Source organism: Oceanimonas doudoroffii (assembly GCF_002242685.1).
GTDB lineage: Bacteria > Pseudomonadota > Gammaproteobacteria > Enterobacterales > Aeromonadaceae > Oceanimonas > Oceanimonas doudoroffii.
The window spans coordinates 1306671-1327679 of record NZ_NBIM01000001.1 but is presented as its reverse complement, the minus strand read 5'-3'; the positions used below and the strand labels follow the sequence as shown (position 1 = coordinate 1327679).

Annotated in this window: 18 protein-coding genes and 1 other RNA gene; 12 read left to right on the top strand and 7 right to left on the bottom strand. The window is 59.3% G+C overall.

The genetic code is table 11. The features are described 5' to 3' along the window. Positions 1-4: 4 nt before the first annotated feature. From B6S08_RS06165 to purF, 4 genes are all read left to right on the top strand, one after another. Positions 5-1336, top strand: a complete 1332-nt coding sequence (locus B6S08_RS06165) for a replication-associated recombination protein A (protein WP_094199855.1) — start codon at positions 5-7, stop codon at positions 1334-1336. Between the two features lie 111 nt (positions 1337-1447). After that, the gene (gene serS, locus B6S08_RS06160) at positions 1448-2746 is read left to right on the top strand and encodes a serine--tRNA ligase (RefSeq protein ID WP_094199854.1); all 1299 of its coding nucleotides are present in this window, start codon (positions 1448-1450) and stop codon (positions 2744-2746) included. A 280-nt stretch (positions 2747-3026) separates the two neighbouring features. Then, on the top strand, positions 3027-3515 hold the full coding sequence (locus B6S08_RS06155; protein WP_094200564.1) for a CvpA family protein: 489 nt from the start codon (positions 3027-3029) through the stop codon (positions 3513-3515). Between the two features lie 20 nt (positions 3516-3535). Further along, a complete protein-coding gene (gene purF / locus B6S08_RS06150; protein WP_094199853.1) occupies positions 3536-5056 on the top strand; it encodes an amidophosphoribosyltransferase in 1521 nt (506 codons plus the stop codon). A 53-nt stretch (positions 5057-5109) separates the two neighbouring features. Here purF and B6S08_RS06145 read toward each other — a convergent pair whose 3' ends face one another. Continuing rightward, on the bottom strand, positions 5110-5709 hold the full coding sequence (locus tag B6S08_RS06145) for a Yip1 family protein (protein ID WP_094199852.1): 600 nt from the start codon (positions 5707-5709) through the stop codon (positions 5110-5112). A gap of 394 nt (positions 5710-6103) precedes the next feature. On the opposite strand from B6S08_RS06145, the gene B6S08_RS06140 reads away from it, so the two are divergent. Then, the gene (locus B6S08_RS06140) at positions 6104-8728 is read left to right on the top strand and encodes an EAL domain-containing protein (protein ID WP_094199851.1); all 2625 of its coding nucleotides are present in this window, start codon (positions 6104-6106) and stop codon (positions 8726-8728) included. Here B6S08_RS06140 and B6S08_RS06135 read toward each other — a convergent pair. From B6S08_RS06135 to smpB, 3 genes are all read right to left on the bottom strand, one after another. Then, positions 8725-10296: a sensor domain-containing diguanylate cyclase gene (locus tag B6S08_RS06135; RefSeq protein WP_094199850.1), complete on the bottom strand. Its 1572-nt coding sequence runs from the start codon at positions 10294-10296 to the stop codon at positions 8725-8727. The two genes, B6S08_RS06140 and B6S08_RS06135, sit on opposite strands and share 4 nt — an antisense overlap. Positions 10297-10456: 160 nt before the next feature. Further along, positions 10457-10817, bottom strand: a transfer-messenger RNA (tmRNA) gene (gene ssrA, locus B6S08_RS06130). A gap of 49 nt (positions 10818-10866) precedes the next feature. Next, positions 10867-11352, bottom strand: coding sequence for an SsrA-binding protein SmpB (smpB, locus tag B6S08_RS06125; RefSeq protein ID WP_094199849.1), 486 nt, complete (start codon positions 11350-11352; stop codon positions 10867-10869). Positions 11353-11489: 137 nt separating this feature from the next. Between smpB and B6S08_RS06120 the strand changes: the two genes are divergently transcribed. Next, a complete protein-coding gene (locus B6S08_RS06120) occupies positions 11490-11939 on the top strand; it encodes an SRPBCC family protein (protein ID WP_094199848.1) in 450 nt (149 codons plus the stop codon). Further along, positions 11920-12261: an RnfH family protein gene (locus tag B6S08_RS06115; protein WP_094199847.1), complete on the top strand. Its 342-nt coding sequence runs from the start codon at positions 11920-11922 to the stop codon at positions 12259-12261. The genes B6S08_RS06120 and B6S08_RS06115 overlap by 20 nt, the downstream gene beginning before the upstream one ends. 41 nt (positions 12262-12302) lie before the next feature. Here B6S08_RS06115 and B6S08_RS06110 read toward each other — a convergent pair whose 3' ends face one another. Continuing rightward, positions 12303-12641: an outer membrane protein assembly factor BamE gene (locus B6S08_RS06110; protein WP_094199846.1), complete on the bottom strand. Its 339-nt coding sequence runs from the start codon at positions 12639-12641 to the stop codon at positions 12303-12305. A 163-nt stretch (positions 12642-12804) separates the two neighbouring features. Between B6S08_RS06110 and udp the strand changes: the two genes are divergently transcribed. After that, positions 12805-13563, top strand: a complete 759-nt coding sequence (udp, locus tag B6S08_RS06105; RefSeq protein WP_094199845.1) for a uridine phosphorylase — start codon at positions 12805-12807, stop codon at positions 13561-13563. Between the two features lie 64 nt (positions 13564-13627). On the opposite strand, the gene recN is transcribed toward udp, so the two are convergent. Both recN and nadK read right to left on the bottom strand, forming a co-directional pair. Next, complete coding sequence (gene recN, locus B6S08_RS06100) at positions 13628-15295, bottom strand: DNA repair protein RecN (RefSeq protein WP_094199844.1); 1668 nt, start codon at positions 15293-15295, stop codon at positions 13628-13630. Between the two features lie 147 nt (positions 15296-15442). Next, positions 15443-16327 carry an NAD(+) kinase gene (nadK, locus tag B6S08_RS06095; RefSeq protein WP_094199843.1) on the bottom strand — a complete coding sequence of 295 codons (885 nt, stop codon included), beginning with the start codon at positions 16325-16327 and terminating at the stop codon, positions 15443-15445. 179 nt (positions 16328-16506) lie between these two features. Here nadK and grpE point away from each other — a divergent pair, with 179 nt between their 5' ends. From grpE to greA, 4 genes are all read left to right on the top strand, one after another. Continuing rightward, positions 16507-17121 (top strand): nucleotide exchange factor GrpE, encoded by a 615-nt coding sequence (grpE, locus tag B6S08_RS06090; protein WP_094199842.1) that lies wholly within the window; start codon positions 16507-16509, stop codon positions 17119-17121. A gap of 123 nt (positions 17122-17244) precedes the next feature. Beyond that, positions 17245-19173: a molecular chaperone DnaK gene (gene dnaK / locus B6S08_RS06085; protein ID WP_094199841.1), complete on the top strand. Its 1929-nt coding sequence runs from the start codon at positions 17245-17247 to the stop codon at positions 19171-19173. Between the two features lie 88 nt (positions 19174-19261). Then, the gene (dnaJ, locus tag B6S08_RS06080; RefSeq protein ID WP_094199840.1) at positions 19262-20395 is read left to right on the top strand and encodes a molecular chaperone DnaJ; all 1134 of its coding nucleotides are present in this window, start codon (positions 19262-19264) and stop codon (positions 20393-20395) included. Positions 20396-20521: 126 nt separating this feature from the next. Then, a complete protein-coding gene (gene greA / locus B6S08_RS06075; RefSeq protein WP_094199839.1) occupies positions 20522-20998 on the top strand; it encodes a transcription elongation factor GreA in 477 nt (158 codons plus the stop codon). Positions 20999-21009: the final 11 nt, after the last annotated feature.

The window sequence follows — 21009 nt, the reverse complement described above, 5'->3', positions numbered from 1 at the left end:
GGTCATGAGTACCCTGAGCCTGGACTTCGAGCAGGACGACTTTCGCCCGCTGGCGGCGCGCATGCGCCCCGAGCGCATCGAGCACTATCTGGGCCAGCAGCATATTTTGGGGCCGGGCAAGCCGCTGCGCCGGGCGCTGGAAGGCGGTCACTGCCATTCCATGATTTTGTGGGGGCCGCCGGGCACCGGCAAAACCACCCTGGCGGAGCTGGCGGCCCATTACTGCGATGCCCAGGTGGAGCGGGTATCGGCGGTCACCTCCGGAGTCAAGGACATTCGTGCCGCCATCGAGCGGGCCCGGGAGCACAAGCTGGCCGGGCGGCGCACCATTCTGTTTGTGGACGAGGTGCACCGCTTCAACAAGTCCCAGCAGGATGCCTTTCTGCCCCATATCGAGGATGGCACCGTCACTTTTATCGGCGCCACTACCGAAAACCCTTCATTTGAACTGAACAACGCCCTGTTGTCCCGGGCCCGGGTCTACCTGCTCAAGCGCCTCGAAACCGCGGATGTGGAAGCCATGATTAATCAGGCCCTCAACGACCAGCGCGGCCTGGCGGGGCAGGGCATTGAGCTGGCCGAGGGGGTGCAGCGGGCGCTGGCCGAGCTGGTGGACGGCGACGGCCGCAAGGCGCTCAACTACCTCGAGCTGCTGGCGGACATGGCCGAGGAGCACAACGGCGTGCGCCGCATCGACAAGGCGCTGCTGGCGGAGGTGACCGGCGAGCGGCTGGCCCGCTTCGATAACCAGGGCGATCTCTATTACGATTTAATCTCCGCCATTCACAAGTCCATTCGCGGCTCCAACCCCGATGCCGGCCTGTACTGGTATGCGCGCATGGTGACCGCCGGCTGCGATCCCCTCTATATTGCCCGCCGGCTGCTGGCCATTGCCTCGGAAGACATCGGCCTGGCCGACCCCAGGGCCATGGACGTGGCGCTGGCGGCCTGGGACTGCTTTACCCGGGTGGGCCCGGCGGAAGGGGAGCGGGCCATTGCCCTGGCCATTGTCTATCTCGCCTGTGCCCCCAAGAGCAACGCCCTCTACACCGCCTGGAAGGCGGCGCTGAAGGATGCCCGCGAGCTGCCCGATTTTGAGGTGCCGGTGCACCTGCGCAACGCCCCCACCAAACTGATGAAGGAGCTGGGCCACGGCACCGAATATCGCTACGCCCACAACGAGCCCGGTGCCTATGCCGCCGGCGAGACCTATCTGCCCGAGGCCATGATTGGGCGGCGCTACTATGAGCCCAATGAGCGGGGCTTTGAGAAGAAAATACAGGCCAAGCTCGACTACCTCAGCAAGCTTGACGAGCAGGCCGGCAACAAGCGGTAGCCGAACCGGCCCCGCTTGCCTTGGCCCGCCGGCGAGGATGCTGATAAACTGTGGCCCGAACCGATTTCAAGAGCCCGCGTGAAAACGCATCACACGAATTTAAGGTAACTCATGCTGGATCCCAAATACCTGCGCAGCGACATTGACGACACGGCCGCGCGGCTGGCTAGCCGTGGTTTCACCCTCGACACCGCCCTGTTCAACGGCCTGGAAGAGCGCCGCAAAACCCTGCAGGCCCGCACTCAGGAGCTGCAGGCGGAGCGTAATGCCCGCTCCAAGGCCATTGGCCAGGCCGCCCGTAACGGCGAAGACATTGCCCCGCTAAAGGCGGCGGTCACCGCCATCAATGACGAGCTCGATGGCTGCAAGGTGGAGCTGGATCAGCTGCTGAACGACATTCAGGCCTTTTGCGCCGCCATTCCCAACCTGCCTCACGAGTCGGTACCGGTGGGCAAGGACGAGAACGACAACGTCACCGTGCGCAGCTGGGGCGAGCCTACCGAACTGGGCTTTGAGCCCAAGGATCACGTGGCCCTGGGCGAGGCCCTGGCCGGCCTCGACTTTGAAGGTGCGGTCAAGCTGTCCGGCTCCCGTTTTGTGATCATGCAGGGGCAAATCGCCCGCATGCACCGGGCCCTGGCCCAGTTTATGCTGGATCTGCACACCAGCGAGCACGGTTACACCGAATGTTACGTACCCTACCTGGTGAACAGCGACAGCCTGTACGGCACCGGCCAGCTGCCCAAGTTCTCCGCCGATCTGTTCCACACCGCCATCGAGGGCGAGGGTGATGAGGAAGGCAAGGTGCGTCGGTTCTCGCTGATCCCCACTTCCGAAGTGCCCCTGACCAACATCGGCCGGGACGAGATCTTTGACCCGGCCCAGTTGCCGATGCGACTCACCGCCCACACCCCCTGCTTCCGCTCCGAGGCCGGCTCCTACGGCCGCGATACCCGCGGGCTTATTCGCATGCACCAGTTCGACAAGGTGGAAATGGTGCAGCTGGTGCACCCCGACACTTCCTGGGACGCGCTGGAAGAGATGGTTGGCCACGCCGAGAAGGTGCTGCAGCGCCTGGAGCTGCCCTATCGGGTGATGGCCCTGTGCACCGGCGACATGGGCTTTGGCGCCACCAAGACCTACGATCTGGAAGTGTGGCTGCCGGCCCAAGACACCTACCGGGAAATCTCCTCCGTGTCCAACTGCGGCGACTTCCAGGCCCGCCGCATGCAGGCCCGGGTACGCGGCGCCGACGGCAAGCCCCAGCTGCTGCATACCCTGAACGGCTCCGGCCTGGCGGTGGGCCGCACCCTGGTGGCGGTGCTGGAAAATTACCAGCAGGCAGACGGCCGCATTCGTGTGCCCGAGGTGCTCAAGCCCTACATGGGTGGCCTGGAGTTTATCGGCTGAGAGGCACCGTGAAGGCAGCAAGGCCGGGGTATTGCCCCGGCTTTTTTATTGGCTGCCGCTCGCCACGTTAGCCCGCAGGGATACGCAACCGGCCGCGCATTCCCACGTCGCCGTCTTACCTCCCGGGCTGGACGCGATAGGTGCCGACCTGCGTCTGCAGACGTCGCTCCTTGCCCGCGATAGTTTCATCTTGAATGAAGTTTATCCGCATTTTCGTCGCCTTTTACCGGGTGGGTTTGATAGAATGCGCGGCAATCAGGAGGGCTTCGGCACTAACATGATGATTTGGATAGACTACGTAATACTCGGCGTTATCGGCCTGTCGGCCCTCATCAGCCTGGTCCGGGGCTTCGTCAAGGAAGCCATGTCCCTTGCCACCTGGGTGGCCGCCTTCTTTATCGCCAGCCGTTTTTACGCCGATCTGGCGGTGTTTCTCGACATTACCGATCCGCTGTTCCGCAATGGCGCCGCCATTGCCATTCTGTTTGTGCTTACCCTGATCCTGGGCGCCCTGGTCAACTACATCGTCGGCGAGCTGGTCACCCGTACCGGCCTGTCGGGCACCGACCGGGTGCTGGGCGTCTGTTTTGGCGCCGTGCGTGGCGTGTTTATCGTCGCCGCGCTGCTGCTGTTTATCGATACCCTGACCGCCTTTCCCCAAAGCCTGTGGTGGAAACAGTCGGTGCTCATCCCCGAGTTTGGTATCGTGATCCAGTGGTTCTTTAATATGCTGCAGAATTCATCCAGCTTTTTACCCCCCAAGCTATAGTAATTCGAGGAAATTTGGACATGTGTGGGATTGTCGGTATTCAAGGTACGACCCCGGTCAACCAGGCGCTGTACGATGCGCTTACGGTACTTCAGCACAGAGGACAGGATGCCGCCGGCATCGTCACCATCTCCGGTGACACCTTTCGTCAGCGCAAGGCCAACGGCCTGGTGCGGGACGTGTTTGAAGAACGCCACATGGAGCGTCTCATCGGTAACGTCGGCATCGGCCACGTCCGCTATCCCACCGCCGGCAGCAGCAGTGTTGCCCAGGCCCAGCCATTTTATGTGAACTCGCCCTTTGGTATTGCCCTGGCCCACAACGGCAACCTGACCAACGCCGATGAGGTGAAGGAAGAGCAGTTTCGCGTGGCTCGCCGCCACATCAACACCACCTCCGACTCGGAAGTGCTGATCAATGTGCTGGCTCACGAGCTGGATCAGCAGACTCAGAAGCTGCACCTGGAGCCGGAACACGTGTTTGCCGCCGTGGCCAAAGTGCATGAGAAGGTGCGTGGCGCCTACGCGGCGGTGGCGGTGATCATCGGCCACGGCATGCTGGCGTTTCGGGATCCCAACGGCATTCGCCCGTTGGTGCTGGGCAAGCGCGATGCCGAAGACGGCAACACCGAATACATGGTGGCGTCCGAGAGCGTGGCCCTGGATGCGGTTGGCTTTACCCTGATCCGCGACGTGGCCCCGGGTGAGGCGGTATACGTCACCGAGCAGGGTGAACTCTTTACCCAGCAGTGCGCCGCCGAGCCCCAGCATCATTCCTGCATTTTTGAATACGTCTATTTCGCCCGTCCGGATTCCTTTATCGACAAGGTTTCTGTTTATGCCGCCCGTGTGCGTATGGGCCAGAAGCTGGGCGCCAAGATTGCCCGTGAATGGGAAGATCTCAATATCGACGTGGTTATTCCCATTCCCGAAACCTCCTGCGACATCGCGTTGGAAATCGCGCATAACCTGCAGCTGCCTTACCGCCAGGGTTTTGTGAAGAACCGCTATATCGGCCGTACCTTCATCATGCCCGGCCAGCAGCAGCGCCGGCAGTCGGTGCGCCGCAAGCTCAATGCCATTCCGTCGGAATTTGCCGGCAAGAACGTACTGCTGGTGGATGACTCCATCGTGCGCGGCACCACCTCCGAGCAGATCATCGAGATGGCTCGGGACGCCGGTGCCAAAAAGGTGTATTTCGCTTCTGCCGCTCCGGAAATTCGTTTCCCGAACGTTTATGGCATCGACATGCCTTCGGCCAATGAGCTGATCGCCTATGGTCGTGAGTCGGAAGAAATTTGCAAGCTCATCGGTGCCGACGGCCTTATTTTCCAGGAGCTGGAAGATCTGGAAGACGCGGTGCGTCATTTCAACCCGGAGTTGCGCCGGTTTGAAACCTCGGTATTTACCGGTGAGTACGTAACCAAGGACGTTAACCAGGAATATCTGGACGCCCTTAATTCCCAGCGCAACGATGCGGCCAAACAAAAGGACAGCATCGATAACAGTCACCTGGAAATGTACAACGAAGGCCAGTCTTAAGGCCTCAAAAAAAGCCGGGGATGCCCCGGCTTTTTTATGCTCGTCATTTTGCCTTAGTTGGTATAGATGGGTCCCAGCCCCCAGCTCCATACAATCACAGAGCCAACCATGATGCACACCAGCAGAATAAGGCCGCAGGTTACCACCGAGCTTGCGTAAATAAAGCCGCGCTCTTCGGGAATGTGCATGATAATCGGCACGCCGGAATACAGCAGGTAGACCGAATAGGCCAGGCCCGCCAGGCCCACCATCATCAGGAACACCGGCTCCGGATAAAGGACCGCCAGGCCGGTCATAAACAGCGGGGTGGCGGTGTAGGCGGCTAGCTCCATGCTTTGGGTGAAGGTCGGGTTGGCACCAAAGGTCTTGGCCATCCAGAAGGTCAGGTAGGCCAGGGCAAAGACCCCGCCAATCAGGGTGAAGTACATGCCCACCGACATGATCAGCGCACTTTGGGTGGTCATCATGATGGTGTTCTGGGTACCAAAATGCCAGCCGATGAGAGTGGCCGAAATAAAGGTACATACCGACGGGATCAGGGCGATGAAAATCAGGTGGGTCAGGCTGTAACTGAGGCTTTCATGGTGATCATCTATGGTATGCCACTCATCCTTGGGGTGGGCATACAGACCCCAGATGTGGTTCAAAATCATGGCTCATTCCCCCAAAAGTTCCGTAGCCAAATGGCTGACAGCGAGTGTTGAGTTGAAACGGCCGGCGCCGTCCCGCCTCTGATTAGTTATTGGCCAGCCCAGGGCCAGCGTCAAGTTTTTCTACGTATAAACCACAGGATCGATTTTTCTGATGTCGACGGTGGCAATAGCTGCTGGTATTTCAAAAGGGACGTTTTGATTGCCGGCGATGATGCTGCTAATCTTGCCCAGGTTCTTATTATGTGAGAAGGATGGCGGCTAAGTTGCTGTATTAACGCCGTAATCTGATAAACTGCGAGTTCGCCTTCCGGCTTGAAAATGGCAATGCCGGTTTTGCCTTTTGCTCTGCCTGCTACATATGGCCGACCGATGCTGTATTTGAATATGAATGTAAATGCTTAATATCGTGATTCAACAGGCCGTGGTGTTGCTGGCCATGGGCTGGTTGCTGACCCTGAATGCGCGCAAGGGCCGTCACCATCCGCGCCTGGCCATAGTGACCACAGGATTCTGGTTTGGTCTGGCGGCCATCGTTTGCATGCTGCTGCCCTTTACCGTGGCGCCCGGCGTGTTGCTCGACGCCCGCAGCGGCGTGATCTTTGTGGCCGGGGTGTTCGGCGGTCCCTTGTCTGGCGCCCTGGCGGCGCTGATGGCGGCCCTGTGCCGACTCTGGATCGGCGGAGCCGGTGCCTTTAGCGGAGTACTCAATATCGGATTTGCCCTGGTCCTGGGACTGGCCTTTCGTCACGGAGTTGGCCGGGGCTGGCTGCGCATCAACCTGTGGCACTTGCTGCCGGCGGTGCTGGTATTGCATGCCGCCAGCCTGCTGCTGATCGCGGCCCTGATGACGCCGGTGCAGCGGGAACTGATGCCTGAGTATATCTGGCCCTATCTGGCGGTGGTCGTACCGCTGACCCTTATCCTTACCCTGATTTTGCACGATGCCGAGCAACGCCAGCGGGAGCAGGCGTTGCTTGAGCACAGCGAAGCCCGCCTGCGCGCCATTACCGGCGCCTTGCCGGATCTGATGTTCGTGATGAACGAGCAGGGCCGATGTCTGGAGGTGATGGCTTCATCCTCGGCACAGCCTTACCCCGTGGCCAACAACGTGATTGGCAAGCTTTTACCCCAGCTGTTTGAGCCGGCACTGGCCAGGCGTTTCCAGGACTTTATTCGGCGTACCTTGACGCAACAGGGCTGTCAGCGGCTGGTGTATGAGCTGGGCGAGGGAGACGACCGGCGAGTATTTGAAAGCCGGGCTCAGGCCATGGAGGCGCCCCTGAACGAAGGGCCTGCTGCGGTGGTGCTGACCCGCGACATCACTCAACGGGAGCGCAATGAAACCGAACTGCGTATCGCGGCGGTGGCTTTTGATAGTTTTGAGGGCATGATGATCACCGATGCCCAGACCCGTATTTTGCGGGTAAACCGGGCCTTTACCGAGATCACCGGTTACGGGGTGGAGGAGGTCATTGGCAATACGCCGGCGATGCTGGGCTCCGGCCAGCACGACGGTGCATTCTACCGGCAGATGTGGCGCCATATTCACGACCATGGCCACTGGCAGGGGGAAATACTCAACCGGCGCAAGTCGGGGCATGTTTATCCCCAGTGGCTGTCGATCAGTGCAGTGCGCGACGTACAGGGAGAGGTTAGCCATTATGTGGCGTCCATCAACGATATTTCCCAGCGTAAAAAGGATGCGGAGCGCATCAATCACCTGGCCTTTTATGACGGGGTGACCGGCCTGCCCAACCGACGCTTTCTGTATCAGCGTCTGGCGGAGCTTATCGACGTGCCGCGGGACTTGAGCGGCCTGATCTTTATCGATCTCGACAAGTTCAAGCACATCAATGATCTCTGGGGGCTGTCGGTGGGGGATCAGGTATTGCAGCAGGCGGCCCTGCGCCTCAGCAACCTGATGCACCCCGGCGACCTGGTGGCGCGGCTGGGCGGTGACGAGTTTGTGGTGCTGAGCACCGGCCTGCCGGCGGACAAGCGCCAGGCCGCGGCTCACCTGGAGCAACTGGGATACACCCTGCTGTCGGCGCTGGAGCAGCCTTATGCTCATGAAGAACATGCGTTGCGTTGTGGCGCCAGCCTGGGCATGGTGCTGCTTGAAGGGCAGCACGCCTCACCGGACGAACAGGTGCAACAGGCGGAGCTGGCCATGTACCAGGCCAAGTCGGAAGGCAAGGGCAAGCTGTGCTTCTTTGACCGGGGCATGCAGGAGCGGGTGGCTCGGCGGCTGCGACTGGAAGAAGACATTCAGCGTGGCCTGGATGCGGGAGAGTTCGTGGCCTGGTATCAGCCCCAGTTTGATCATCGTGGGCGCATTATCGGCGCCGAGGCCCTGGCACGCTGGCTGCACCCGGAGCAAGGTACGCTGGCACCCGGTGCCTTTATTGACGTGGCCGAAGGCAGCGGCCTGATGAACCGTATCGATCACATGGTGCTGCAGAGTGCCTGCCGGCAAATGGCGCGCTGGGCACAGCTGAGTGAATTCGGCAGTTTCACCCTGTCGGTAAATATCGGGGCCTCGCGCCTGTATCAGGCCGGCTTCGTCGAAGAGGTGCTTCAGGTGTTTACGCAGACCGGCGTGGATCCGGGCTGTATCAAGCTGGAAATTACCGAGTCGATGCTGCTTGACGACATGCCCGGGGCCATTGACCGCATGCAGGCGCTCAAGGCCCACGGCGTGCGCTTTGCCATCGACGACTTCGGCACCGGTTATTCCTCGTTGCTTTATCTACAGCGGCTTCCCTTGGACCAGCTCAAGATCGATCAGTCCTTTGTGCAAGCCCTGCCTCATGACGACAACAGCCTTGGCATCATCAAGGCCATTATCGGCATGGCGCAAAGTCTGGGATTGGAAGTGATTGCGGAAGGGGTGGAAACGGATGCTCAGCGTACTCAGCTGTATCAGCTGGGCTGTCATCGTTATCAGGGTTACCTGCTGTCGCGGCCCGAGCCTGCCGAGCGGTTACAGGCCCTGATGCAAAGTCCCCGTTACGGCTAATCCGCGGTGGCCATGGCCACCCGGTTACGCCCTTCTCGTTTGGCCCGGTACAGGGCCTGGTCGGCCCTGTTGAGCACCGTTTTAGTGCTCTCGTCGTTACCGGCCCAGTGTGCCACACCCAGCGACAGGGTTATGTGGCCCACGACCGGCATGGGGTTGGATGCCACGCCCTGGCGTAATCGCTCTGCAACCTCACGGGCATTGTCTGCCGAAGTTTGGGGCAGGAAAATCATAAACTCTTCACCGCCGCTTCGGCACAGGGCGTCTTCCCGGCGGGCCTGCTCTTTCATGACCGAGGCCAGGCTGCTCAGTACCCGATCTCCGGCATCATGACCGTGGGTATCGTTGACCTGTTTGAAATAATCGATATCCAGGGTAATGACCGAAAAGGGCGTCTGTTGCTGGGTGTAGCTATCCAGCAGTTGCTCCATGCCTCGGCGATTGAGCAGACCGGTGAGAGCATCGGTGTGACTGTCGGTATGCAGCTGGTCAATACGATCGTTCAGCCGTCCTATGCCACGCAGAATGGCACGCTTGAGCTGGGCCGCCTCGTAATACCAGGAGCGTACACCGGAAATGTCGGCCTGTGCGTCCTGTCTGCTCATCAGGCCGGTGGAGGTGGCCAGTTGCCAGAGCGGGCGGGAAATAAACAGTGCCGACAGCCAGATGCCGATCAGGGTCAGTAATGACAGCGGAATGCTTTTCAACACTACCCGCAACAGGTGCTCGTTGATACCGGCCAGCGTCGCGGCCTTGGGGCGCTGTGCCACTATGCCCCAGCCGGTGCTGGGGACCGGGGCGAACCCGGCCAGCATGTTCACCCCTCGGGAATTGATCACGGGATGGGCATATTCATGTCCCTGCAGCACATCGTCTATTGCGCTGTTATCGCGAATGCGTTCGCCAATGCGGTCGGGGTTGGGGTGATAAATCAGGGTCTTGTGGCGGTCCACCACATACAGGTAGGAACCGTCCTGATAATAATGCTGGCCCAGTATTCGGCCCAGAATATTGCTTTGTTCCAGATAGATGGTGCCAGCCACATAACCCAGGTAGTCGCCATTGGTGGCAAACACCGGGTGTGACATGCTGATGATGTAGTTGCCGGCCGGGGACACAAAGGGATCGGTGATCAGCGGTGTTTTGGCTTTAAGCGACTGCCGAGCACTCGCAGATGTGAGTCTAACCCCCTTGACCTTGAGGGTCTGGGGCGAGGTCGCGATAATGACACCCTTGGCATTGACCACCACCACCGAATTGAAGGTATCACTCTGCTGGTGAAGCCTTGCCGTCTCTGCGAGCAGCGCCGCCTCATCGTCCATTCTGGTGACCAGTTGCCCGGCACTGTAGGCCAGCTGCTGGCGGGTGGCGGCGATAACGCTTTCGGTGACTTCTGCCAGCTTGGCGGCATACACCCGGTTGGCTTCCAGGGTATTGTTGATAAGCAGAGAGCGCTGCACGTCATAGGTGGCGTACAAGCTGTTGCACAGGGTGATGATGACGCTGAAAACCGCCATGGCCAGCATCAGGTTGCGAAGATTGAGCCGGGGCAGTGAACTGGATGACATGACAGCAGAACCTGAGGGAAGGGCAAATAAACCCGTAAGTCAATTTTCTGGAATGTTACTGGAACCGGACTCAAAAAACCATGCCGGACACAGGAGGTTAGATGGCACTGGCAGGACACTGGCCAACAAAAAGGCCCCATTAAGGGGCCTTCCAATCGATTGGTGGAGCTGGCGGGAGTTGAACCCGCGTCCGAAAAACCTACGTCGTCGGTACTACATGCTTAGTCAGTCATTAAATTCGCCAGCTGCTGCGGACTGACACGCCACAGACAGACTATCCTGAATTGGTTTTAACGCTTCAACCGTCAGGCACGGCATCCACGCGATCCTGTGAAGGATGACCTTCCGATTCCCTAAGTCACAGGCAAGTTAGGGCAGAAGGGCTCTGCGCAGGTTATTAAGCTGCCAGTGCGTAGTTTTCGTCGTTTGCGACTATTTTTTTGCGATTGTTTAACGAGGCCTATCGCACCTCGGCATGCACCTTGGAGTTCGAGAATCTCGTCGAATCCTGAATCAGCCCCAAGTTGAACTTTGATCTTATTGCAATTACTGCCGAAACACAAGCCCTGCTTAGCGGCCCTTGTGTTTCATCATACGGGCCTTTTCCCGTTGCCAGTCGCGCTCCTTCATGTCCTGGCGCTTGTCGTGGGCTTTTTTACCCTTAACCAGGCCAATCTCGGCCTTGACCCAGGACTTGGACCAATACAAAGACAGCGGCACCAGGGTGTAGCCTTCCCGTTCAATCAGGCCGGTCAGGCGGTCCAGCTGGCGTTTGTGCAGCAGCAGCTTACGGGTGCGTAACGGATCGCAGACCACATGGGTAGAGGCCATGTTGAGAGGGTTAATGGTGGCGGCAAACAGGAACGCCTCGCCATTTCTCATGAACACGTAAGCCTCGCCGATGTTGGCCTTGCCGGCGCGCAGCGCTTTAACTTCCCATCCCTGCAGCTCGAGTCCGGCCTCGAATTTTTCCTCGATGGAATATTCGTGCCGCGCCTTGCGATTGACGGCGATGGTGCTGGAGACGGGTTTCTTTTTGGGTTTGTTTTTTGCCATAGTGCGCGCATTATACGGTGCCCTTTGGTGCTTGGGAATTGGCTAACTGGCGACCGGTCACTTTTTGAGCTTCACCTGAGGGTGAGCCCGGCTCGCATAAGTGTTAAAATCGCCCCGTCAGAATGCCAGGAGAGGTTATGCCGAGTATTACTCGAAGTGCGCTGGTGATGTTCAGTGCCAAGCAGATGTATGAGCTGGTCAATAATGTGGACGATTACCCGCAGTTTCTGCCCGGGTGCGTGGCCAGTCGCGTACTGGATAAAAACGAACACAGCATTACGGCGGCGCTCGATGTGGCCAAGGCTGGAATCCGCAAGACCTTTACTACCCGCAACCGCCTTGAACAGGACCACAAAATCAACATGGAGCTGGTCGATGGCCCCTTCAAGGCGCTGAACGGTGGCTGGACTTTTATTCCCCTTGATGAAGACGCCTGCAAGGTGGAGCTGAAGCTGCATTTCGAGTTCAAGTCCCGGCTGGTGGAGCTGGCTTTTGGCGGTATCTTCAAGGAGCTGACCAATGCCATGGTGCATGCCTTCAGTGAGCGGGCGCGGGAGGTATACGGCAATGCATCTTATTCAGGTTGAAGTGGTATACGCCCTGCCGGAGCGGCAGACGGTGCTGAGCCTGCGTGTGTCTCCCGAGGCTACGGTGCGGGAGATCATCGAGCAGTCCGGTATTCTGCAGCAGTTTCCCGATATCGATCTCGAGCAGAACGCGGTGGGCATATTCAGCCGGCAGATCAAGCTGGGCCAGTCGGTACACGACGGTGACCGCATTGAAATCTATCGGCCGCTGCTGGCGGATCCGAAAGACATACGCCGGCGCCGGGCCGAGCAGGCCAAGGAAGAAGGCCGGGCCGACAAGGTCACCGGCGGCCGGCCGGATCCCAAGCGTACCCGCAAATAAAAACGGAGCCCGCGGGCTCCGTTTTTATTGGGATAATGGCATTACAGACCCTGTTCAAAGGCTTCGGGTGAGGTGAAGTCGCCGCCCATGGTCACCAGACCATCATTGACGAAATCCAGCACCAGACGTTTTTGTTCCAGCTCACCCCGACCCGGTTTGAAATAATAGAGATAGACCCAGCGGTCGTGATTAAAGCCATCCAGGCTCATGGGATTTCCCAGCAGGAAGCGCACCTGCTCCTTGGTCATGCCCTGGCGAAGCTGTGCCACCTGTTTTTCTTCCAGGTAGTTGCCCTGGGGAATGTCGACCTTGTAGACCAGGTTACAACCGGTCAGGGGCAGGGCGAGAAAAAGGGGTAATATCAAGCTTTTGAGTTGCATAGGCGGTGTTGTCCTGTGAATCCTGCCGGCATCATAGCGGCACTGCAATGGGATGTAAAAGACTGACCGGTGCCGCTTGAATTGGTTCCGCGGGTTAACATGGTGATTTTCCCCGGGCTGGCTTACTATTCGAGGCTATTGTACTCGCTTGAGGAACTTCGTGATGACCAAACATGTTTTTCATCTGGGTGTGACCGATGAGGATTTGCGTGGCGCCGCACTGGCCATTCTGCCCGGTGCACCGGAACGGGTAGAGCGCATTGCCCGTCAGCTGGAAAATCCGGTGCACCTCGCCAGCCAGCGGGAGTTTACCTCCTGGCTGGGAGAGCTGGATGGCAAGCCGGTGGTGGTGTGTTCCACCGGCATTGGCGGACCCTCCACTTCCATTGCGGTGGAAGAGCTGGCTCAGCTGGGAGTACGTACCTTCTTGCGGGTGGGCACCACGGGGGCCATACAGCCCGAGGTGGCGGTGGGTGACATTATTGTGACCACGGCAGCGGTGCGCCTCGACGGCGCCAGCGGCCATTTTGCCCCCCTGGAGTTTCCGGCCGTGGCCAATTTTGACTGTACCTGTGCCCTGGTGGATGCGGCACGGGAGCTGGGCGTGGCGCCCCATGTGGGCATTACCGCGTCGTCCGACACCTTTTATCCGGGGCAGGAGCGCTACGACACCCATTCGGCCCGCATGTTGCGCCGATTTCAGGGCAGCATGAAGGAATGGCAGTCGATGGGCGTGCTGAACTACGAAATGGAGTCGGCGACCCTGTTCACCATGTGTGCCAGTCAGGGCCTGAAGGCCGGTTGTGTGGCGGGGGTGATCGTCAACCGTACTCAGCAGGAAATTCCCGACGAAAGCACAATGCAAAACACCGAGCAAAAAGTGATCGACATCGTGGTGGGTGCCGCCCGCCGGCTGGTGTAGAGATTGTAGATAAGATGTGGGACGTGTTATGTCTTCTCGTTTCCACATCTTCCGTCTCCCCATTTCACTCACACACCAGCAGTTCCCGGGCATTAGCCAGGGTATTGTCGGTAATGCGGTTGCCACCCAGCAGTCGGGCCAGTTCCTGCAGGCGGAGTGGTTCGTCCAGCTCCTGCATGCGGGTTTCGGTATTATCGGTATTGCTGCTCTTGCTCACAAAGAAATGCTGATGGCCATTGCCCGCCACCTGGGGCAGGTGAGTGATCACCAGCACCTGGGTTGACTCGCCCAGTTTCCGCAGCAGCTTGCCAACCACAGCGGCGGTGGGGCCACTCACGCCCACGTCCACCTCGTCAAAAATCAGCGTCGGGGTTTCCACCTTCTGGGCGGTAATCACCTGAATCGCCAGGCTGATACGTGACAGCTCGCCGCCCGACGCCACTCGGGCCAGCGGGCTCATGGGCTGGCCCGGATTGGTGCTTACCAAAAACTCGACCCGGTCGATGCCCAGGGGAGAGAACCCGGCGCTGGCATCGGCGTGCACCTGTATTTCAAAACGACCCTTTTCCATGCTGAGCTGGTGCAGGCTATGGGTGATCTGCTTGTTAAGGGCGTCGGCGTATCGCTGGCGGCTCTGGCTCAGTCGCTCGGCAGCCTGTACAAAGTTTTCCCGGGCCTGCTCCACTTCTTCATCGAGTCCTTCCAGCCGGCTGCTGCCGTGATCCATGTCGGCCAGTCGGGCCTTGAGCTGCTGGTGGAACAGGAACAGCTCGGCGGCGGGCACATGGTGCTTGCGCGACAGCTCCATCACCTTGCTCATACGACTTTCCACCTCATGCAAGCGCTCCGGATCCAGTTCCAGCCGATCCAGGTAACGGCCGAGCTCGCTGTGACCTTCTTCCAGCTGAATGAGGCTGCCTTCCACCATTTCCAATACCGGGCCCAGGCGCGAGTCCATGGCAACCAGCTCGCTCAGGGTTTTCAGTCCCTGGCGCACCAACTGCAGGGCATTGCTTTCGTCGTTGTCGCCCAGCACATTAAGGGCCAGCTGGCAGTCAGTGAGCAGCTCGGCACCGTTTGACAACCGTTTGTGCTCGGCTTCCAGCTCGGGGAATTCGTCTTCGGCCAGGGCGAGCTCGTCGAGCTCCGCCACCTGATATTCCAGCAACTGGCGCTCCGCCTGCCATTTTTCCTGTTCGGCTTGCAGCTGTTTGCGCTCGTTGTTGAGCTGCCGCCAATGCTGATAACCGGCGCTGACACCGGCCAGCAGCTGGTGGTGACCGGCATAGGCGTCGAGCAGGGCGCGCTGATGATCGGGTTTTTGCAGCTCCTGATGGGCATGCTGGCCGTGAATATTGACCAACAGGCCGCCCAGGGCCTTGAGTTGCGACAGCGGCACCGGGGTGCCGTTGATATAACCGCGGGAGCGGCCTTCCCGGCTCAGGGTGCGGCGCAGTATGCACTCATCCTGCTCGTCCAGCTCCTGCTCGCACAGCCAGGCCTTGACTCGGGGCAGTTTGTCGATGCGAAAGCGGGCACTGATGTCGGCCTTGTCGGCACCAGGGCGCACCGAGTCGGCATCGGCGCGCTCGCCCAGGGCAAGGGCCAGGGCGTCGATGGCGATGGATTTGCCGGCGCCGGTTTCGCCGGTAATGCTGGTCATGCCTTTACGCAGATCCAGCTCGAGAAAGGAAACGATGGCGAAATTGCTGATGGTGAGCTGAAGCAACATGGTGATTCCCCGCAACAAAATAGATGCTGTATGGGAATACAGTATACTGTTGTTTTATACAGTGCAAGGGGAGGGGGTGGTGAGGGGTAAGGTGTGAGGCGAATCCGTAATTTACTTCTCACCCCTCACTCCTCACCCCTCACGGGATCAGAACAGCTTGCTGCCCCAGCCCAGTTTGCTGCGCAGTACTTCAAAATAACTGTGGCCCCGCGGGTGCAGCAGCTTCAACCGGTGTGGGCTCTTGTTGATGTGAATTTCATCACCGGGTTGCACCGCCAACGACACATGGCCGTCACAGCTCACCAGCATGTGTTCGCTCTTGTTGGCGGGGGAGAGCACCATTTTTATCTGGGCGTCGGCGTCGATCACGATGGGCCGGCAGCTCAGGGTATGGGGGAACATGGGCACCAGGGTAATGGCGTTGAGGTTGGGGGTGAGAATGGGGCCGCCTGCGGAGAGGGAATAGGCGGTGGAGCCGGTAGGGGTGGCCACTATCATGCCGTCGGCGCGCTGGCTATACATGAAATGGCCGTTGATATATACCTCAAACTCAATCATGTGGGCGATTTTGCCCGGGTGCAGTACCGCTTCGTTCATGGCGGTATTGCTGGCCTTGAGCTGCCCGTGGCGGTGCACCTGGGCTTCCAGCAGAAAGCGGTGTTCGGTCTGGTAATCACCGGCCAGCAGCCGTTCCAGTGGCTGCTCAAAGCTGTCGGGGGAGATATCGGTCAGAAAGCCGAGGTTGCCCCGGTTAACACCCACTACCGCCACATCAAAGCGGGACAGCACGCGGGCCGAGCCCAGCATGTTGCCGTCACCGCCCACCACGATGGCCAAATCGGCGCGCTCGCCCAGCTCCACCATTTCCAGCAACTCGGCGTCGGCCAGGCCCAGTTGTTCACCCACCCGGCGCTCGATCACCACATTCAGACCCAGCCCCGCCAGGTAGCGGTACAGCGCCACCAGGGTCTGGTTGGCGCCCTGATGATCCGGTTTGCCGATAAGGGCGATGGTATTGAAGTCGGTTTCCATAAATCACTGTCCGGCGAAGCGGTCCACATTGCTCGACGTTGTTGAATAATCGCCATTCTAATCAGAGTGTTGCCCAAGTGCTACCAGGGGGAATACAAGTCTCTGTGCTTTCGCCCTTGAAATGACAATCCGCGTCCCCATATAGCCAGCAAAGTTCATTGATACTGACGGGAGACAACATGAGCAGCAAGCAGAATCAGGTGGATACGGAGCAGGCCGCAGAACTCGAGCAGGAGCAACAGCCGGCCGCCGAGGCTGAGCAGGTCGAGCAAGCGCAGGATGCCGTCCAGCCCGATGCGGCTTATGTCGCCGAACTGGAACAGAAACTGGCCGCCGCCGAAAGCAGTGCCAAGGAAGAGCGGGACAACGCCCTGCGTGCCGTGGCCGAGATGGAAAATATTCGCCGCCGCGCCGCGCAGGACGTGGAAAAGGCACAAAAATTTGCCCTGGAAAAGTTTGCGGGTGAGCTGCTGCCGGTAATCGACAGCCTGGAGCGGGCCATCGAGCACACCAGTGAGGAAAGCGATGCCTTTAAGGCAGTGCACGAAGGCGTGGAGCTGACCCTGAAGTCGTTGCTGAACGTGGTGGAAAAATTCGGTGTCGAGCCCATCGACCCCAAGGGCCAGCCCTTTGACCCCAACAAGCACCAGGCCATGAGCATGGTGGAAAGCGACGAAGTGGCGCCCAATGCCGTGCTGGCGGTGATGATGAAGGGCTATGAGCTTAACGGCCGGGTGCTGCGCCCCGCCATGGTCATGGTGGCCAAGGGCCCGGCCATCGACACTCAGGCCTGAACCAGTTTCAGCAAAAAAATGTGACCGTCGTCTTGAAAGCCTTCACCGGCAGCCACATATAGACGTTAAAGCAAAATACACCAAACGCTTGTTACCGAATTAGCAATATCAAGAGAGGATTCTATGGGTAAAATCATCGGCATCGATCTGGGTACCACCAACTCCTGCGTTGCGATCCTGGACGGGGATACTCCACGGGTCATTGAAAACGCCGAGGGTGCCCGCACAACTCCCTCCATCATCGCCTATACCGACGATGGAGAAACCCTGGTAGGTCAGCCCGCCAAGCGCCAGGCCGTGACCAACCCCAAAAACACCCTGTTTGCCATCAAGCGCCTGATCGGCCGTCGCTTTGAAGACGAAGAAGTACAGCGCGACATCAAGATCATGCCCTTCAGCATCGTTAATGCCGACAACGGCGACGCCTGGGTGGAAGCCAAAGACAAGAAAATGGCACCGCCGCAGATCTCTGCCGAAGTGCTGAAGAAGATGAAGAAGACCGCCGAAGACTACCTGGGTGAGGCCGTCACCGAAGCCGTTATCACCGTGCCGGCCTACTTCAACGACGCCCAGCGTCAGGCCACCAAGGATGCCGGCCGCATCGCCGGTCTGGATGTAAAACGTATCATCAACGAGCCCACCGCCGCCGCTTTTGCCTATGGCGTGAACAAGGCTCAGGGTGACCGCAAGGTGGCCGTATACGATCTGGGTGGTGGTACCTTTGATATTTCCATCATCGAAATCGATGACATGGACGGCGAAAAGACCTTTGAAGTACTGGCTACCAACGGTGATACTCACCTGGGTGGTGAAGACTTTGACAACCGCCTGATCACCTACCTGGTGGAAGAGTTCAAGCGCGAGCAGAACTTCGATCTGCGCAACGACATGCTGGCCCTGCAGCGTCTGAAGGAAGCCGCCGAAAAAGCCAAGTGTGAGCTGTCTTCCGCCCAGCAGACCGAGGTGAACCTGCCCTACATCACCGCCGACGCCAGCGGTCCCAAGCACCTGAACATCAAGGTAACTCGGGCCAAGCTGGAGTCCCTGGTAGAAGATATGGTCAAAAAGTCCCTGGATCCGGTGCGCACCGCGCTCAAGGATGCCGGCCTGTCCGTGTCCGATATCGACGACGTTATTCTGGTGGGCGGTCAGACCCGTATGCCGCTGGTGCAGAAGGCCGTAAGTGACTTCTTTGGCAAGGAGCCGCGCAAGGACGTGAACCCCGATGAAGCCGTGGCCGTGGGCGCCGCCATTCAGGGTGCCGTACTGTCCGGTGACAAGAAGGACGTGCTGCTGCTCGACGTGACCCCGCTGTCTCTGGGTATCGAGACCATGGGTGGCGTGATGACCGCGCTGATTGAGAAGAACACCACCATTCCGACCAAGAAGTCCCAGGTGTTCTCTACTGCCGAAGACAATCAGTCTGCCGTGACCATTCATGTTATTCAGGGTGAACGCAAGCGTGCCGCCGACAACAAGTCACTGGGCCAGTTCAACCTGGAAGGCATTCGTCCGGCGCCGCGTGGCCTGCCGCAAATCGAAGTGACCTTTGACATCGACGCCGACGGTATTCTGCACGTGTCCGCCAAGGACAAGGACACCGGCAAGGAGCAGAAGATCACCATTCAGGCCTCTTCCGGTCTGAGCGAGGAAGAGATCGATGCCATGGTACGCGCCGCCGAGGCCAATGCCGCCGAAGACAAGAAGTTCGAAGAGCTGGTAGCGGCCCGCAACCAGGCCGACGGTCTGGCTCACGCCACCCGCAAGCAGCTGGAAGAAGCCGGTGACGCCCTGGCCGCCGACGACAAGAGTGCCATCGAGTCTGCCCTGAGCGCACTGGAAACCGCCGTTCGTGGTGAAGACAAGGCCGAGATCGAAGCCAAGCAGCAGGCGCTGCTGGAGGCGTCCCAGAAGCTGATGGAGGCCGCTCAGGCCAAGGCTCAGTCTCAGGCCCAGGATGCGGGTGCCCAGACTCAGGATGCCGGCAGCAACAAGGCCGACGATGACGTGGTGGATGCCGAATTCGAAGAAGTCAAAGAAGACAAGAAGTAAGGCAACCCCGGCGCACAGACGCTGACCGTGCGGGCGTTGGGACACCAACGCCCGCCTTTGTGTTAATCAGCAGGTAAGCACGCAAGCTATGTCGAAACGAGATTACTATGAGGTGCTTGGCGTCTCCAAGGGAGCCGACGAGCGCGAAATAAAGAAAGCCTACAAGCGAATGGCGATGAAATATCATCCCGATCGCAACAAGGACGATGCCGACGCGGCCGACAAGTTCAAGGAAGCCACCGAGGCCTACGAGGTGCTCACCGATGCCCAGAAGCGGGCGGCCTACGACCAGTTTGGCCACGATGCGGTTAATGGTCAGCACGGTGGCCACGGCGGTTTTGGCGGCGGTGCCGATTTCAGTGATATTTTCGGTGACGTATTCGGCGACATCTTCGGCGGCGGACGGGGCCGGCAGCAGCGTTCTGCCCGCGGATCGGATCTGCGCTACAACATGGAGCTGACCCTGGAAGAAGCGGTCAGGGGCGTGACCAAAGAGATCAAGGTGCCCACCCTGGTCGGCTGTGATGTCTGTGACGGCAGCGGCGCCAAGCCGGGTACCCAGGCCAAGACCTGCCCCACCTGCCATGGCCATGGCCAGGTGCAGATGCGTCAGGGCTTTTTCACCGTGCAGCAACCCTGCCCTCATTGCCGCGGCAAGGGCAAGATCATCAGTGATCCCTGCACCACGTGTCATGGCGAAGGTCGTTACCAGAAGACCAAAACCCTGTCGGTGAAAATTCCGGCGGGTGTGGACACCGGCGATCGCATTCGCCTGTCCGGCGAAGGGGAGGCGGGTGAAGCCGGCGCCCCGGCGGGTGACCTCTACGTGCAGATGCACGTGCGTGAGCACGAAATTTTCGTGCGCGACGGCAACAACCTGTTCTGCGAAGTGCCCATCAGCTACACCGCCGCGGCCCTGGGAGGCGAGGTGGAAGTGCCCACCCTGGACGGCCGGGTCAAGCTCAAGATCCCCGCCGAAACCCAGACCGGTCGCATGTTCCGGCTCAAGGGCAAGGGCGTGCGTTCGGCCCGCAACGGCCAGCTCGGGGATCTGGTGTGCAAGGTCTACATCGAGACTCCGGTGAACCTGACCGAAGAGCAGAAGGAGCTGCTGCGTCAGCTCGAGGACTCCTGCGGCGGCTCCGCGGCCAAGAAGCACAGGCCCAAGTCGGAAGGCTTCTTTGACGGGGTGAAGCGTTTCTTTGACGATTTGACCCGCTAAGCCCGCTGTATTAGGCTGGTCCTACAGCCAAAGCGGCCTTTGGCCATGTAAAAATGCTAACGATTTGAGCCCTGTTCCGGCAGGGCTCTTGTTATTTTGTTGTTTGAAAGGAACCGGGTTTCCACCATGAAACAAACACCCATGACCATTCGCGGCGCGCAAAAGCTGCGTGAAGAGCTGGACCACCTCAAGTCGGTGCGTCGCCCCCAGATTATTGAAGCCATCGCCGAGGCCCGCGAGCACGGCGATCTGAAGGAAAACGCCGAGTATCATGCCGCCCGTGAGCAGCAGGGCTTTTGCGAAGGCCGCATTCAGGAAATCGAGTCCAAGCTGTCCAATGCCCAGGTCATCGACATCACTCGCATGCCCAACAATGGCAAGGTGATCTTCGGCTCCACCGTGACCCTGTTCCGCGTGGATGACGAGCGCGAAATCACCTACCGCATCGTGGGCGACGATGAGTCCGACATCAAGGCCAACCTGATTTCGGTCAATTCGCCCATCGCCCGGGGCCTGATCGGCAAGGAAGAAGACGATGTTGCCGTGGTCAAGACGCCCTCCGGTGACGTGGAATACGAAATCATCAAGGTCGAGTACCTGTAACCTGCGCCGGG

What these genes read in the sequence shown, in the direction of transcription:
- B6S08_RS06165 (WP_094199855.1), top strand. Translation starts at nt 5, where the DNA reads ATGAGTACCCTGAGCCTGGACTTCGAGCAGGACGACTTTCGCCCGCTG.
- serS (WP_094199854.1), top strand. Translation starts at nt 1,448, where the DNA reads ATGCTGGATCCCAAATACCTGCGCAGCGACATTGACGACACGGCCGCG.
- B6S08_RS06155 (WP_094200564.1), top strand. Translation starts at nt 3,027, where the DNA reads ATGATTTGGATAGACTACGTAATACTCGGCGTTATCGGCCTGTCGGCC.
- purF (WP_094199853.1), top strand. Translation starts at nt 3,536, where the DNA reads ATGTGTGGGATTGTCGGTATTCAAGGTACGACCCCGGTCAACCAGGCG.
- B6S08_RS06145 (WP_094199852.1), bottom strand. Translation starts at nt 5,709, where the DNA reads ATGATTTTGAACCACATCTGGGGTCTGTATGCCCACCCCAAGGATGAG.
- B6S08_RS06140 (WP_094199851.1), top strand. Translation starts at nt 6,104, where the DNA reads ATGCTTAATATCGTGATTCAACAGGCCGTGGTGTTGCTGGCCATGGGC.
- B6S08_RS06135 (WP_094199850.1), bottom strand. Translation starts at nt 10,296, where the DNA reads ATGTCATCCAGTTCACTGCCCCGGCTCAATCTTCGCAACCTGATGCTG.
- smpB (WP_094199849.1), bottom strand. Translation starts at nt 11,352, where the DNA reads ATGGCAAAAAACAAACCCAAAAAGAAACCCGTCTCCAGCACCATCGCC.
- B6S08_RS06120 (WP_094199848.1), top strand. Translation starts at nt 11,490, where the DNA reads ATGCCGAGTATTACTCGAAGTGCGCTGGTGATGTTCAGTGCCAAGCAG.
- B6S08_RS06115 (WP_094199847.1), top strand. Translation starts at nt 11,920, where the DNA reads ATGCATCTTATTCAGGTTGAAGTGGTATACGCCCTGCCGGAGCGGCAG.
- B6S08_RS06110 (WP_094199846.1), bottom strand. Translation starts at nt 12,641, where the DNA reads ATGCAACTCAAAAGCTTGATATTACCCCTTTTTCTCGCCCTGCCCCTG.
- udp (WP_094199845.1), top strand. Translation starts at nt 12,805, where the DNA reads ATGACCAAACATGTTTTTCATCTGGGTGTGACCGATGAGGATTTGCGT.
- recN (WP_094199844.1), bottom strand. Translation starts at nt 15,295, where the DNA reads ATGTTGCTTCAGCTCACCATCAGCAATTTCGCCATCGTTTCCTTTCTC.
- nadK (WP_094199843.1), bottom strand. Translation starts at nt 16,327, where the DNA reads ATGGAAACCGACTTCAATACCATCGCCCTTATCGGCAAACCGGATCAT.
- grpE (WP_094199842.1), top strand. Translation starts at nt 16,507, where the DNA reads ATGAGCAGCAAGCAGAATCAGGTGGATACGGAGCAGGCCGCAGAACTC.
- dnaK (WP_094199841.1), top strand. Translation starts at nt 17,245, where the DNA reads ATGGGTAAAATCATCGGCATCGATCTGGGTACCACCAACTCCTGCGTT.
- dnaJ (WP_094199840.1), top strand. Translation starts at nt 19,262, where the DNA reads ATGTCGAAACGAGATTACTATGAGGTGCTTGGCGTCTCCAAGGGAGCC.
- greA (WP_094199839.1), top strand. Translation starts at nt 20,522, where the DNA reads ATGAAACAAACACCCATGACCATTCGCGGCGCGCAAAAGCTGCGTGAA.